Source organism: Rhizobium viscosum (assembly GCF_014873945.1).
Lineage (GTDB): Bacteria > Pseudomonadota > Alphaproteobacteria > Rhizobiales > Rhizobiaceae > Rhizobium > Rhizobium viscosum.
In genome coordinates this window covers 2,586,826-2,600,141 of record NZ_JADBEC010000001.1, presented here as the reverse complement: position 1 = coordinate 2,600,141, position 13,316 = coordinate 2,586,826, and the positions used below count along the sequence as shown (strand labels likewise).

Sequence of the window (13,316 nt, the reverse complement as noted above, 5' to 3'; positions counted from 1 at the left end):
CGGGATAATTTATACTGAAGCTTTCTCATATTATAAAATAACCTGAAAAAACAAAGCGATAGTTATTAAATTATGAAAAGCTTATAAAATCTTGTCGAATAGTTTTATGGGTTGTTAATCACAACGTTTACGAGTCTCCGGCGTTTACCTGCCGTTTCCATCCTGCCCGTAAAAATAGAGTCAAATTGCCTGTGTTCATAAGTAAAGGTACAAATGTGACAAACGCGACGGCATCGGCACAGACTGCATTCTTGGCATCAGGTTCGGATATTAGCCAGACCCTGGAATCGGCCCGCGCTCAGGTCGAGGAACGCTTCCTCGAAGGTGGCACGGTCCTGCTGTCCGTGATGGATGTCCTCAATCGTCTGTTGACGTCGCTGGACCAGATCGCCAAGGCGCTGGACAACAATGAGGCGAGTGACACCAGCGCCGATCTCAATGCGACCGTCCAGAATCTGATCGAGCTTCCGGGTGCAGAACAGAACCGGCAGCAGGCTCTGACGGCACTTGCCCAGACCGGCTCGGAACTGCACCGGCATGTTGCCGATATGCAGGAAACGATGCGTTATCTGCGCACCTTCGCAGTGACGGTAAAGATAACGGGTGCGGGTCTCGCCGAATTCGCGGGCTTCGCTCAGGAAATCCTCGAGCGCATCTATTCGGGGACGGACGAAGTCAATCGCTTCGCCACCCATCTCGACAGCCTGCAGAAGGAGGTTAAGCTCGCCCTCTCGTTCGGCAACAGTCTCTCCAAAAGCTATGCGGACACCGTCCCTGCCGTCGCCAGGGCGCTTAAGGACGACGCAAAGAAGATTGCCGATCACCGCCAGAATCTTGGCGCCATCGCTCGTGACGTAGGCGCCATCGCTCGAGGCGTACAGGGCAAGGTCGCATCTACGCTTTCGGCGCTGCAGATCGGCGATATCACTCGCCAGCGCATCGAACATGTACAGAGCACCTTCTCGCTGATGGAGGATTTCCTCGCGAGCGAAGACGGCGCCAAGCTTGATGCCGATGGACGCAAGCGCCTGCAGAACGTCATTCATCACCTGACGGCCGCGCAGATGGCAGAGATGTGCACCGACTTCCAGCGAGATTCTCGTAACGTCGTAAAGACCATCGCAAGCTTCAGCCAGGATACGCAGGAAATTCTGAGATTGCGCGACCAGATGAGCGGTCAGAGCGACGGCAGCGGCGGCAATTTCATGCGCGCGCTGGAATCCAGCGTCTCCGCTGCTCACGAGATCGTCAAGCAGGTCGATATGGCAAGCCGTCAAGCCGACCAGGTCAGCCAGTCGACGATCGGCACCGCCGCAACGCTTCTGCAGTCCATCGAGGCGATCCGCGCGGTCAAGACCGATATCCACTATATGGCACTCAACACCAACCTGCGCTGCAGCCGTCTCGGCGAAGAAGGCAAGTCGATCAACGTCGTCACGGCCGAATTGCGCATCTTTGCGGGCAAGCTCGATGATTCAGCCGATGCCATCGTCAATGGCCTGCCGGCGCTCGAGGCCTCGGCCGGACGTGTCGCCCCTGCCGCCGGCACCAAGAATGGCGGCCTTGCCGAAAGCCTCACCTCGGCCGTCGGCACGATCCGCGCTGCGGCCAACCTGATGGAAGACGAGCTCAAGGTACTTGCCGAACATGGCCGGGAGGTCGCGACCAGGATCAACCTGCTGATCGGCAAGCTCGATTTCCAGCATGATCTCGGCGACGTGCTTGCCCGCTGCGCCGACGTGCTGGAAACCGTGGCCGGCGACCAGATCGCCGATATTTCCGACATTGCCGAAGCAATCGCGCCGCTCGACCGCAGGATCTTCAAGCTCTACACCATGGTGCAGGAACGCAATGTCCATCGCGACATCATTCCCGCCACCGAGGAAACAACGGCAGCGGCTCCTGCTGAGCCCGCCAAAGCCCAGAGCGACGAGGATCTGTTCGAGGACGCTCTTTTCTAGAAAGGCCGCAGGTTAGTTGATACGGCGAAACTTGTTCGCCGCTTCGATCGCCGCCTTCTGCTGGTCGTCCTCGATGCCGAGATAGAAATCCTCGAGCGAGGGGTCGCTCAACCCCGCCCGCCGCGACAGGACATACCATTTGGCCGCCTCGACCGGATTGGGCGCCGTACCGATCGCATTGATATAGAGATGCGCGAGCTTGTTTTGCGCAGCGACATTACCTCTGTTGGCGGCGATCTTCAGCCATTCGAAGCCGCGCACGTAATCCTTCGGCCCACCGACACCGTTGACCAACCAGATACCGATGTCGAGTTGGGCCGTATCGAAGCCCGCGCGCGCCGCGCGTGCCATCCACTCGCGGGCCAGCTGCTTCTTGTCTTCGGGCAGGTCCGGCACTTGCTGATAGATCTGCGCTACCGCATATTGCGCGTCTGCGACGCCCTGCTCCCCCGCCTTTTCATAATAAGGCAGGGCAAGTTTCAATCCCTTATCGCCAGGATTGTCGGCAACGAGCGTCTGCGCCCAATTGAATTCTGCGGATGAATTTCCAGCATCGGCCGCCTTGCGCATGTATTCATCGGCCTTCGCCTTGTCGCGCGTGACGTTATTGCCCTCCATGAGGAGCAACGCATATTTGAACATGGCGGCCGGATCGCCGCCCTCCGCCGCCTTACCGTACCAGAAGGCAGCGTTCTTCATGTCCCGCTTGACGCCGAGGCCCTGCGACAGGATCTCGGCGATCAGGGTCTGGGCCGCAGGATCGCCGAGTTGCGCCCGCGGCAATGCCTTGTCCATGGCAGTCAGATAATAGCCACGCTGATAGGCGCCGAACGCCTCGTCGATCTGACCCTTATATTCCTTTTCAGGTGGCAGGTCGGGCAGCTTCGCCCCCATACGATCAAAAACTCCGACACCATCGGACGGCACAATACCCTGCGGCTGCGGTCGATCGGTACGGAATGTCTGGCTGGGCGTCGCCGAGGGCTCGGTACTCGCCTCATTTGCCTGCGCCGGCGCAAATTCCGGCGGGACCGCCAGCAAGACGGTCATACAAAGGAGAGCGCATCTCGAAAAGCGGGCGGGGATCGGCATAAGCGCGATATCAATCCTCAAACCGTGGCGCTTTTTCGTCAAGCAAGGCATTGATCTGAGCCACGATCGAAGGCGCGTGAGCCGGCTCGGCAAACACGCCCATGCGCATTGCCACGAACTCAGCCCCGGTTTCCGCAACGGCAAGCGCGGAAGCCGGATCAGTGCCGCCCATGACGATACACGGGATTTCGATCATCGACGCCCACCACTCGGCAAGCGCCAGGTTCTTCGGATGCGCCTCCGGCTTGATGTCGCCGTCGAGCTTGCCGAAGAAGATATAGTCGGGCCGCTCCTCGCCGACTGCGAGCGCCGTATGCCGGTCGGCGGCATTGCCGCCGCCGACGATCAGCTTATCGGCATAACGATCGATCGCATCGGCAATCTCGCTTGCGGGTCCGGCGATGTGCAGGCCGTCGGCCTTCGCACGGCCGACGACGCGGCTGTCGCCGGCAATCAGCGCCGCGGCACCGGCGTCCTGAATGATGGGCACGAGCTTTTCAGCGTGTTTCTGGAAGCTGCCGTCATCGAGACCGTATTGCGGCAGAATGACGGACGCGACATCGCCACCCTTCAACGCATCGGCAACGATCGTCGCCCTTTCATCGGCATCGGCGATATCGGGCAGAACGAGAACAAGGCGGCAGCGGTTTTCCGGTTCGGTCATGAAGTCTTTCCATCTGCGGCGGTTTTTCCTGCTCTATGGCGGATCCGCACTCGTTTTGAGTGAGTAATTCCGATAGAGGGGGCTTGCAAGGGGAGGAACTTCAAAAGCATGCCGCAAGATCTGTCATTTTACTACGCCGCAATCCCGGCTGTCATTCTTGTCGGGCTTGCCAAAGGCGGGATGGGCGACGCTTTGTCACTGATCGGCCTTCCCTTTCTCGCCCTCGTCGTGGCACCCGTCGAAGCCGCCGCGATCCTGCTTCCCATCCTCGTCTTCATGGACATGATATCGCTGTTCATCTGGCGCCAGCACGGCGACTGGACGACGCTGAAGATCATGCTGCCGGGCGCCCTTCTCGGCATTGCCTTCGGCTGGGCCACCTCCGCTCTCGTGCCGGGCAGCATGCTGCGCATTCTTATCGGCGCCGTTACCGTTGCCTTCTGTCTGCGCTACTTCTGGAACAATTTCGGACCCCCCAAGGGTATAGTCATACCGCCACGCCCCCAGCGCCCGGTACTGGCAAGCCTCTGGGGCACGTTTTCCGGTTACGGCAGCTTCGTTGCCCATGCCGGCGGCGCGCCCTTCCAGATCTACGCCCTGCCGCTGAAGCTGCCGCCACGCGAATTCACCGGCACCAGCGTGCGCTTCTTCGCCATTCTGAACGCTGTAAAGCTCGTTCCGTATTTTGCGCTCGGCCAGCTCGACACCCGCAATCTTCTCGCCTCCGCCACGCTCCTCCCCTTCGCCCCGCTGGCAACGATTGCCGGTGCATGGTGTGTGCGGCGCATGAAGCCGCAGATATTCTACCCCTTCATGTATGCTATGGCGCTGATCGCTGCCTTCCTGATCCTGCGCGAAGGCATGCTCGAATAGGGTTGCATTCCATTGCGATGCACAATTTCCTTGCTGCAAGGGCCTGTTTGACGTAGCTTTTTGTGATGTCGAACACGGACCCCTTCGCTGCGATTGCCGATCCGAACCGGCGGTTCTTGCTGGAGGAATTGCGGCGCGCGCCGAAGACGGTCAATGAGCTTGCCGAGGGCCTCCCGATCAGCCGTCCTGCCGTGTCGCAACACCTGAAAGCGCTGCTCGAAAGCAACCTCGTTTCCGTGACGTCGGAAGGAACGAAGCGTATTTACACGGTCAATAACCGTGGCTTCGACAAGCTCAATCTCTGGCTGGATCAGTTCTGGGCCTAAGGCGCCCCTCATCGTAAAAACGCCAGCCCGATGCCGCATGCAAGGGACTGGCGCTTGATTTCGGTTATTCACCGGGTCTTGCTTGATGGTCTAGAAAATTGGGGAATTTACCTTTTCTTTCACAAGACAGATGTCCGGCGATATCCTGGAAAGATCAATGGACGGATGACTTGAGACGCTCGATCTCGTCCTTGATGCGCAGCTTACGGCGCTTGCATTCGGCAAGTTCAGTATCGGAAATAGAGGGAGATGTTCTGAGGGCATGCAACTCCTCCTCGAGAGCGACATGCTTTTTCTGGAGCGATTCAAGATGAGCTTGAACAGTCATTTGACCCTTCCTTCCTCTTACCCTTCCCCAGCCATCCATTGCTGGGGATCCAAGGTGTCAACCCGCGGACTGTGACACATTTTTAAAGGCTTGTCGAAGGCCAAAAGATGAAGACTAAGCGGCAAATTCATGATCAACACTAACTTCCCGTTACCTCTATTTGGTGATAGGAGCTTGCGGAAATTATCGGCAGGCCGGACAAGGTCCGAAGACGATTATGGGGAATGCAAATGGCCGATCAGGAACAGGCGGAAATCAGGCTCATGGTGGCGCGTCTTCGCCAGGAGCACGAGGATTACGACGCCGCGATCAACGCCATGATTGAGACGGGCTGCGATGCCCTGCGCATCCAGCGCATGAAGAAGAAGAAGCTGGTCATCAAGGACAAGCTCTCCAAGCTAGAAGACCAGATCATCCCTGATATCATCGCCTGAAGGAACGATTGTGACGATGCCAGACAGACCACCAGTCGCCATCATCATGGGCAGCCAGTCCGATTGGGAAACCATGAAGAATGCTGCCGATACGCTGGAAGCGCTGGAAATCGAGTATGACGCGCGCATCATCTCGGCTCATCGCACACCCGACCGGCTCGTAAACTTCGCCAAGGGCGCACGCGCCGAGGGCTTCAAGGTCATCATCGCAGGCGCAGGCGGCGCGGCTCACCTTCCGGGCATGACGGCGGCCATGACGCCGCTGCCGGTTTTCGGCGTGCCCGTGCAGTCTAAGACCATGTCCGGCCAGGACAGCCTGCTGTCCATCGTCCAGATGCCGGGCGGCATTCCCGTCGGCACGCTTGCCATTGGCAAGGCCGGCGCGATCAATGCAGCACTTCTTGCTGCGGCGGTCCTTGCCCTCTCGGACGAGGAGATCGCGGAGCGCCTCGACGAATGGCGTGAGCGCCAGAGCGCCTCCGTCGCCGAATATCCGATGGACGATCTCTGATGGTCAGGACGATAGGCATCATCGGCGGCGGCCAGCTCGGCCGCATGCTTGCCATGACCGCAGCACGGCTGAATTTCCGCACAATCATATTGGAGCCGCAGGCCGACAGCCCCGCTGCTCAGTTCGCCAACCAGCAGATCGTTGCCGCCTATGATGATCCTTCGGCGCTCGCCGAACTGGCCGGGCTCTGCGATGTCGTAACCTACGAATTCGAGAATGTGCCTGTCGCCGCTGCCGAAATGCTGGCAAAGAGCGTGCCGGTCTATCCGCCGCCGAGGGCGCTGGAAGCTGCACAGGACCGGCTGATCGAAAAGCGCTTCATCAATGGTTGCGGCATCCCGACGGCGCGTTTCCATGCCATCGACAGTCAGGCCGACCTCGATTCGGCGCTGGCGGATTTCGCCGGCCAGGGCGTGCTGAAAACCCGCCGCCTCGGCTATGACGGCAAGGGCCAGAAGGTGTTCCGCTCGCCGGCTGACACTCCTGATGGCGCCTATGCGGAGCTTGGCTCGGTGCCCCTCATCCTCGAAAGCTTTGTCGCCTTCGAACGGGAGGTCTCGATCATCGCCGCCCGCGCCGCCGACGGCACTGTGCTCTGCTTCGACCCGGCCGAAAACGTGCACCGCAACGGCATCCTGCATACCTCGACAATTCCGGCGACAATCTCCGCCGCCACCGCCGATGCGGCGCGCAAGGCTGCCGAACAGATTCTCACCGCGCTCGACTATGTCGGCGTCATCGGCATCGAGTTCTTCGTGCTGGCCGATGGCAGCCTGATCGCCAACGAGATGGCGCCTCGCGTCCACAATTCCGGCCACTGGACGGAAGCTGCCTGCGTCGTCTCGCAATTCGAGCAGCATATCCGCGCCGTCGCCGGCCTGCCGCTTGGCAATCCGCACCGCCATTCCGATTGCGTGATGCAGAACCTGATCGGCGACGATATCCTCGGCGTTCCGGACTGGCTGAAGCGCGACGATACGCTGGTGCACCTCTACGGCAAGACCGAGGCGCGCGCCGGCCGGAAGATGGGCCACGTGACGAGGCTGACGGGCAAAGCCTGCTGAGCCGTTTACCCGGCCAGCGCCTGAAACCCACGGAAAAAAGCCTTCACGTGGTTGACACAAGGCGGAGGTCGGGTTATCTGCTCCCCCACCTAAAGAGCGCGCCCAGCCGGCGCGCTTTTGATTGTTAAAAGACACGGGCGAATGTGAATTCCCCCAGAAACATCGCGGATCAGAAAAATGAAGATCAAGAATTCGCTCAAGTCGCTCAAGGCGCGTCATCGTGACAACCGTCTCGTTCGTCGCAAGGGCCGCATCTACATCATCAACAAGCAGAACCCGCGCTACAAGGCTCGTCAGGGCTGATTGCGCGTATCCGGTTTGCCTGCCCTCAGGCGGGCATATCGGTTGGTCGCTTCGGTGATCACGCCAAATTTGTTTGATCTTCAGCGATGGCGGGCTAATATGTCCGCCATGCGCTTTTTTGCCTTGACCTCAGCGGCGCTGCCGCTTGCCCTCACCCTGTTCGCTCCTGCTCTCCCCGCCATGGCTCAGCAGAAGGACGTTATCGTCGAACAGCCGGCTGATTCCGCTTCGTCTCCAAAGCAGCGTCTCGACCAGCTCTATGGGCAGCTGAAGCGTGAGCGCGACCCCGACAAGGCAAGCGGTATCGCCAATCAGATCCGCATGGAATGGAACGATTCCAACAGCGCGACGATCAATCTCCTGATGCAATGGGCCGACAAGGCGATCGAGGAAAAGCGCAATCCGGCAGCGCTGGATTTTCTCGATGAAGCCATCGCTCTGAAACCCACCTATGCCGAAAGCTGGAACCGTCGTGCAACGCTGAACTTCGTGCTCGGCAATTATCGCAAGTCGATGGCCGATATCGAACAGGTGCTGAAGATCGAGCCCCGCCATTTCGGCGCGCTGTCAGGCATGGCGGCTATCCTCGCCACCACGGGCAATGACGAGATCACCCTCAAGGCCTGGGAGCGCGTTCTGGATATCTACCCCGCCGATCGCACCGCGCAGGAGCAGGTCAGCACACTCTCGGAAAAGCTTGCCGGCAGCCGCACCTGACAGATCCGGCGCGCACTTGACGGCGTAGGAAGGCGCACAATCTTAGCTCAATGATGTCGTCACTGTGCGGTTAGTGCCATGCTTGCCGAAATCTCTGCCCTCCTCGCCCCCATTGCTGCCGCCATCGGCTATTCTTCCTACAAGGCCCGCCAGTTCGAACACGCCTATCCCAACATCGGCGAGTTGACCGATATCGGCGGCTATCGCATGAATGCCGTGCATGTTCCGCGCCCTGGCACCGCCGATCTTCCGCCCCTGGTCTTCATTCATGGCGCAAGCGGCAATTTGCTCGACCAGACCGGCGCCTTTCGCGAGCCTCTGGAAGGCCGCGCCGAGATTCTCTTCGTCGATCGCCCCGGTCACGGCTACTCGGAACGCGGCGGGCCGGAAAACGCGCTGCCATCAGGCCAGGCCGACGCCATTGCCAAACTGATGGAAAAGCGTGGCATCGAAAAGGCTGTCATCATCGGCCATTCCTTCGGCGGCGCAATCGCAGCGGCCTTTGGCGTGCGCCATCCCGACAAGACAGCCGGCCTGTTATTCCTCGCGCCGGCCTCCCATCCATGGCCAGGCGGCATTGATTGGTATTATCATGTCGCGACGACACCGTTTGTCGGCTGGCTCTTCAATCATGCGGTCGTCGTGCCCCTCGGCCTACGACGGCTGGAACGTGGCACGCTGAATGTCTTCCATCCCAATCCCCGGCCTCTCGATTACGTCTCCAAGACCGGTCCGTCGCTGGTGCTGCGGCCGCGTGCCTTCTACAACAACGCCACCGACTTCAAACGGCTTCATGAATATCTGACAGCCAACGCGCCGCACTATTCCGAAATATCCGCGCCAACCGTCATCATCACCGGTGACAGGGACGAGATCGTCTGGGAGCATCTGCATTCGCGTGGATTGGCGCGGGATATCAGGGGTTCGGAGCTCGTCACGGTCAGAGGCGTCGGCCACAAGCCTGACTACCTTGCGACCGACGTCGCCATTGCCGCCATGGAGAAGATCGCCGGCAAACCGCGCGACCTTGCAGCAATTGCCCGCAAGGCAGAAGAGCGGCTTGCCGGCTCTTCCATCAATCAGACGGTCGGAACGGTGCCATCGTCGATCGTATATTCCGCACCGTGAATGGAGGCAGCGCTGAGGAAGCCGTCGGCGGGACTGTCTGAGCGTTCAAGTGCCGAGGTGAAGCCGCCATCGCAGGTCAGGACGTGACCACTCATGAAGCTGATCGTCTACACGCCTCTCGACGAGCACGACACGAACCGGAAACTCGCCGAGCTTCTCGCCTGATCATTGTCTGCGGTCGAATTGACGCCATATCTTTCCCGTCGCCGTCCTCCGAGGGGAAAATCATGGACTGCATTCGCAGACGATCCGTCGCCATTCTCGCCGCCATCTCGCTTTGCGTAGCGCCGCTATCGGCTTTTGCCGCCTCGCCGGCACCTGTCGAGGCCGAGCATGGCATGGTCGTCGCCGCCCAGCATCTGGCAACCGATGTCGGCGTCGACGTGCTGAAGAGCGGCGGCAATGCCGTCGATGCCGCGGTCGCGGTCGGTTATGCGCTGGCCGTCGTCTATCCGACGGCCGGTAATCTTGGTGGCGGTGGTTTCATGACGATCCGGATGAAGGATGGAAAAACCACCTTCCTAGATTTCCGCGAACGCGCACCGCTCGCGGCAACCAAGACCATGTATCTCGATGCCAAAGGCGATATCGTCCCGCGCGCCAGTCTCGACGGCTATCTGGCCGTCGGCACACCGGGTTCGGTCATGGGCTTTGAGACAGCCCGGGAGAGATACGGCACCAGAAAGCGTGAAGAACTGATCGCCCCGGCCTTAAAATATGCAAAGGAAGGCTTTACCCTGGAACAGGGCGATGCAGCCTCTTTCGCGAGTGGCGCCAAACGGCTCGCCAAGGACGAAGAGGCCGCAAAAATCTTCCTGAAAACCGATGGCAGCCCCTATGTGTCCGGTGAGAAACTGGTGCAGCCTGATCTCGCTGCCGTCCTGCAATCGATCTCGGAGAAAGGCCCCGACGCCTTCTACAAGGGCGCGCCGGCTGAGGCGATCGTCAAGGCCAGTCAGGCCAGGGGCGGCATTCTCGCCAAGGAGGATTTCGAGCAGTACAAGGTGCGGGAACTAAAGCCGATCGAGTGCAATTATCGCGGCTATGACATCATTTCCTCGCCGCCGCCCTCCTCCGGCGGCGTCATCATCTGCGAGATCCTGAACGTTCTCGAAGGCTATCCGCTCTCTTATCTCGGTTACGGATCGGCCGAAACCGTGCACATCATGGTCGAGGCCATGCGTTATGCCTATGTGGACCGCAACGCCGCACTCGGCGACCCTGATTTCATCGACAATCCCATCTCCAAACTGCTGGACAGAAGTTATGCGGCATCAATTCGTGCCAAGATCGATCCGTACAGGGCCGGCACGTCCGCCAATCTGAAGCCGCTCGGCGGCAAGGAAAGCACCGAGACGACCCATTATTCAATCATTGATGATGAGGGCAATGCAGTTGCCGTGACCTATACGCTGAACGGCTCCTTCGGCGCCGGTGTCGTCGCACCTGGCACCGGCGTGCTGCTCAACAACGAGATGGATGATTTTACTTCCAAGCCGGGCGTACCGAACCTCTACGGCCTCGTCCAGGGTGAGGCCAATGCCATCGCCCCAAAGAAGACGCCGCTCTCCTCCATGAGCCCGACGATCGTCACCAAGGACGGCAAGCCCTTCATGGTGATCGGCAGCCCCGGTGGTTCGCGCATCATCACCATCACCCTGGAAGCCATCCTCAACGTCGTCGATTTTGGCATGGACATCAGCCAGGCGGTCAATGCTCCGCGCATTCATCACCAGTGGCAGCCGGACACGGTCTACCTGGAGCCCTACGCCCTCTCGCCGGATACCGAAAAGGCGCTTGCCGCAATGGGTTACAAGTTCGATGCCGGCAATAATACGCCCGTCTGGGGCCAGGCAGCCGGTATTCTCGTCGGCGGCAAGAGCCTTGCGGCGATCGAGAAGGGCGGCGGCGCCCGTTACAACGGCGCGATGGACAGTCGCGCAATTGAAGGTTCCGCCAACGGCTATTGAGCAAGCGCCTCAGCGGATTCTCACCCGAACGAAATCGCCGTCGATCTCGACATGCGGTTTTGCGCCCGGCACACTTGGCTGCCGGGCGTCGACCCAGGAAGCCTGCGCCGTTACCTTGTAGTCGACCGGCACATTGTCTCCGAAGCCGAGATAGGCATCGAGTGCGCGAGCGCGGATCGACACGTTTTCATCCGCTTCGACCCTGTCGAAGTCGAGGGAAGCCTTCACGGCATCCGCACGGATATCGATGCCGCTGGCATGACCGTCGAGGGTGATGTCGGCCGCCTTTCCAGCAATAGCAAGCTCGGAAAAATGACCAATGAGCCTTGCGCTGAAGGCGCTCTGATCGATCCGGAGGGCTGCACCGGCAGGTACGTTGGCATTGACCTCAACCACGCAGTCGGATGGGTCCAGCCAGGATGATGCAGCGATATCGATATGCAACACCGAACCATCAACCCGCATATCACTATTGTCGCGACAATCGGCAAAGTACCAGCTTGAATACCAGGATGAGAACCAGCCTTTCCGCCGCCCGCTCAGCGACGCGCCGTAGGGCTGATCACTTCGCGTGGTGATGTTGATCGAGCTGGCATCGCCACTGATAGCAACCGCACGCACGCCGGAAAGATCGGGCATTGCTGTGGTCGATACCTTATCCGGCAGTGCAGAAGTGGTGGCTGCCAGAAGCACCGGCATCACAAGAAGAATGATCATCGAAATCCGTCCATGAATGAAGCCCTCCCGTCGAGGACAGTTTCAGGATGGATTTTCAGCCCCTATTTTGAGACCTCGATCACGATCCGGGTCGACCGCGAACGCAATCGGGTTCATTCTGGGATCATTGTTGCTGCCGGATATCGCCGATGATCTTCGTTCCCCTGCCCTTCGTCGTGGCTCTGCTGCTTGCCATCGTGCTCATCCGCATGCTGCGGCAGGGAGACGGATCGCTCGCCGAAAAGCGGCCTTTCCTGCTGCTGATCGGATTCTACGTCCTCCAATCCGTGGTGATCGGCATCCGCTGGGGTTACGACGTCATTGCGATCATGCCGATTCAGTCGTTGATCGCGACAACGATCGCGGCCCTCGCCTGGGTCTGCTTCAAGGGGCTTGCCATGGAAGAGCAACCCACCCTTTTCCGTTTCTGGCCGCACCTTTTGCCGACGGCCTCAATCGTCGTCTTGATCGCGCTGTATCCAGAGCCGATCAGTCTCGCCATTATCCTGATCTTCCTTGGTTATGGTGCAGCGCTGCTCTGGCTTGCCCGGCATGGTCCAGATGCGCTCGTCACCTCCCGCCTTGACGGTGCAGTGCTGTCCTATCGTTCGCTGCAGATCACGGGCTTTGCCCTCATCGCCTCCGCCGTCACCGACGTCATCATCAGCTTCGATTTCACCAAGACCGGCGGCACTCATGCAGGCGCCATCGTCGCACTCGGCAATGTCATTGCGCTGCTGATCCTGGGCACCGCCGCTTCGGTAGCGAGTGGCGGCAGCAGCATGGAAGCGACATCTGAGGAGCCACCGCCGCCGCCGGCAACGGAAGAAGACGGGGCCGTCGCTGCTGCCCTCGATACGCTGATGCGCGCCCGCCAACTCTATCGGGATCCCGATCTCAATCTCACCCGCATTGCCCGCAAGATGAATCTCCCGGCCCGGCGCGTCTCCACCGCTGTCAACCGCATCCACGGCATGAGCGTCTCGCAATATGTGAATGACTTCCGCATCCGCGCCGCCTGCGAGCAGCTGGTCGGCACCGATCATCCGATAACGCAGGTGATGTTCGACTCCGGTTTCATCAGCAAGTCCAATTTCAATCGCGAATTCGCGCGCATGAACGGCGAAAACCCCACACAGTTCAGAAAACGGCGTGTCCCGCGGGAATCGGGTGGCGCGGCGTCCAATGTCATATTCATGTCACCGTGACAAAGTCGCCGTTCACAAGC

General features: G+C 59.7%; 16 protein-coding genes. 11 read left to right on the top strand and 5 right to left on the bottom strand.

Translation table 11 applies throughout. The features are described from left to right. Nucleotides 1-215: 215 nt before the first annotated feature. Nucleotides 216-1,961: a methyl-accepting chemotaxis protein gene (locus H4W29_RS12765; protein WP_192729232.1), complete on the top strand. Its 1,746-nt coding sequence runs from the start codon at nt 216-218 to the stop codon at nt 1,959-1,961. Nucleotides 1,962-1,973: 12 nt separating this feature from the next. Here the strand turns inward: H4W29_RS12765 and H4W29_RS12760 are convergent, their stop codons facing one another. Further along, nucleotides 1,974-3,053: a tetratricopeptide repeat protein gene (locus H4W29_RS12760; RefSeq protein ID WP_192729231.1), complete on the bottom strand. Its 1,080-nt coding sequence runs from the start codon at nt 3,051-3,053 to the stop codon at nt 1,974-1,976. 10 nt (nt 3,054-3,063) lie between these two features. Continuing rightward, the gene (locus tag H4W29_RS12755; protein ID WP_192729230.1) at nt 3,064-3,717 is read right to left on the bottom strand and encodes a thiamine phosphate synthase; all 654 of its coding nucleotides are present in this window, start codon (nt 3,715-3,717) and stop codon (nt 3,064-3,066) included. A gap of 108 nt (nt 3,718-3,825) precedes the next feature. On the opposite strand from H4W29_RS12755, the gene H4W29_RS12750 reads away from it, so the two are divergent. Together H4W29_RS12750 and H4W29_RS12745 are read left to right on the top strand one after the other, a co-directional pair. Further along, complete coding sequence (locus H4W29_RS12750) at nt 3,826-4,590, top strand: sulfite exporter TauE/SafE family protein (RefSeq protein WP_192729229.1); 765 nt, start codon at nt 3,826-3,828, stop codon at nt 4,588-4,590. Between the two features lie 65 nt (nt 4,591-4,655). Continuing rightward, nucleotides 4,656-4,916: an ArsR/SmtB family transcription factor gene (locus H4W29_RS12745; protein ID WP_025669780.1), complete on the top strand. Its 261-nt coding sequence runs from the start codon at nt 4,656-4,658 to the stop codon at nt 4,914-4,916. A 154-nt stretch (nt 4,917-5,070) separates the two neighbouring features. On the opposite strand, the gene H4W29_RS12740 is transcribed toward H4W29_RS12745, so the two are convergent. Next, nucleotides 5,071-5,244 (bottom strand): YdcH family protein, encoded by a 174-nt coding sequence (locus H4W29_RS12740; RefSeq protein ID WP_007826474.1) that lies wholly within the window; start codon nt 5,242-5,244, stop codon nt 5,071-5,073. A gap of 230 nt (nt 5,245-5,474) precedes the next feature. Here H4W29_RS12740 and H4W29_RS12735 point away from each other — a divergent pair, with 230 nt between their 5' ends. The 6 genes from H4W29_RS12735 to H4W29_RS12710 all read left to right on the top strand — a co-directional run bounded on the left by H4W29_RS12735 (nt 5,475) and on the right by H4W29_RS12710 (nt 9,401). After that, nucleotides 5,475-5,678: a YdcH family protein gene (locus tag H4W29_RS12735; RefSeq protein WP_007826473.1), complete on the top strand. Its 204-nt coding sequence runs from the start codon at nt 5,475-5,477 to the stop codon at nt 5,676-5,678. Nucleotides 5,679-5,694: 16 nt separating this feature from the next. Then, nucleotides 5,695-6,189, top strand: coding sequence for a 5-(carboxyamino)imidazole ribonucleotide mutase (gene purE / locus H4W29_RS12730; protein ID WP_192729228.1), 495 nt, complete (start codon nt 5,695-5,697; stop codon nt 6,187-6,189). Beyond that, nucleotides 6,186-7,253, top strand: a complete 1,068-nt coding sequence (locus H4W29_RS12725) for a 5-(carboxyamino)imidazole ribonucleotide synthase (protein WP_192730727.1) — start codon at nt 6,186-6,188, stop codon at nt 7,251-7,253. Before purE ends, H4W29_RS12725 begins: the two co-directional genes overlap by 4 nt. Before the next feature lie 177 nt (nt 7,254-7,430). Further along, nucleotides 7,431-7,556 (top strand): type B 50S ribosomal protein L36, encoded by a 126-nt coding sequence (gene ykgO / locus H4W29_RS12720; RefSeq protein WP_007826467.1) that lies wholly within the window; start codon nt 7,431-7,433, stop codon nt 7,554-7,556. A 99-nt stretch (nt 7,557-7,655) separates the two neighbouring features. Further along, nucleotides 7,656-8,273 carry a tetratricopeptide repeat protein gene (locus H4W29_RS12715; RefSeq protein ID WP_192729227.1) on the top strand — a complete coding sequence of 206 codons (618 nt, stop codon included), beginning with the start codon at nt 7,656-7,658 and terminating at the stop codon, nt 8,271-8,273. A 78-nt stretch (nt 8,274-8,351) separates the two neighbouring features. After that, nucleotides 8,352-9,401 carry an alpha/beta fold hydrolase gene (locus tag H4W29_RS12710; RefSeq protein ID WP_192729226.1) on the top strand — a complete coding sequence of 350 codons (1,050 nt, stop codon included), beginning with the start codon at nt 8,352-8,354 and terminating at the stop codon, nt 9,399-9,401. Here H4W29_RS12710 and H4W29_RS12705 read toward each other — a convergent pair. Beyond that, nucleotides 9,353-9,496 (bottom strand): hypothetical protein, encoded by a 144-nt coding sequence (locus H4W29_RS12705; protein WP_192729225.1) that lies wholly within the window; start codon nt 9,494-9,496, stop codon nt 9,353-9,355. The two genes, H4W29_RS12710 and H4W29_RS12705, sit on opposite strands and share 49 nt — an antisense overlap. A gap of 132 nt (nt 9,497-9,628) precedes the next feature. Here H4W29_RS12705 and ggt point away from each other — a divergent pair, with 132 nt between their 5' ends. After that, on the top strand, nt 9,629-11,371 hold the full coding sequence (gene ggt / locus H4W29_RS12700) for a gamma-glutamyltransferase (protein ID WP_192729224.1): 1,743 nt from the start codon (nt 9,629-9,631) through the stop codon (nt 11,369-11,371). Nucleotides 11,372-11,380: 9 nt separating this feature from the next. Here the strand turns inward: ggt and H4W29_RS12695 are convergent, their stop codons facing one another. Further along, a complete protein-coding gene (locus H4W29_RS12695; protein WP_192729223.1) occupies nt 11,381-12,088 on the bottom strand; it encodes a hypothetical protein in 708 nt (235 codons plus the stop codon). Between the two features lie 149 nt (nt 12,089-12,237). On the opposite strand from H4W29_RS12695, the gene H4W29_RS12690 reads away from it, so the two are divergent. Continuing rightward, entirely contained in the window at nt 12,238-13,296 is a 1,059-nt protein-coding gene (locus H4W29_RS12690) for an AraC family transcriptional regulator (RefSeq protein ID WP_192729222.1), read from the top strand. Nucleotides 13,297-13,316 lie beyond the last annotated feature (20 nt).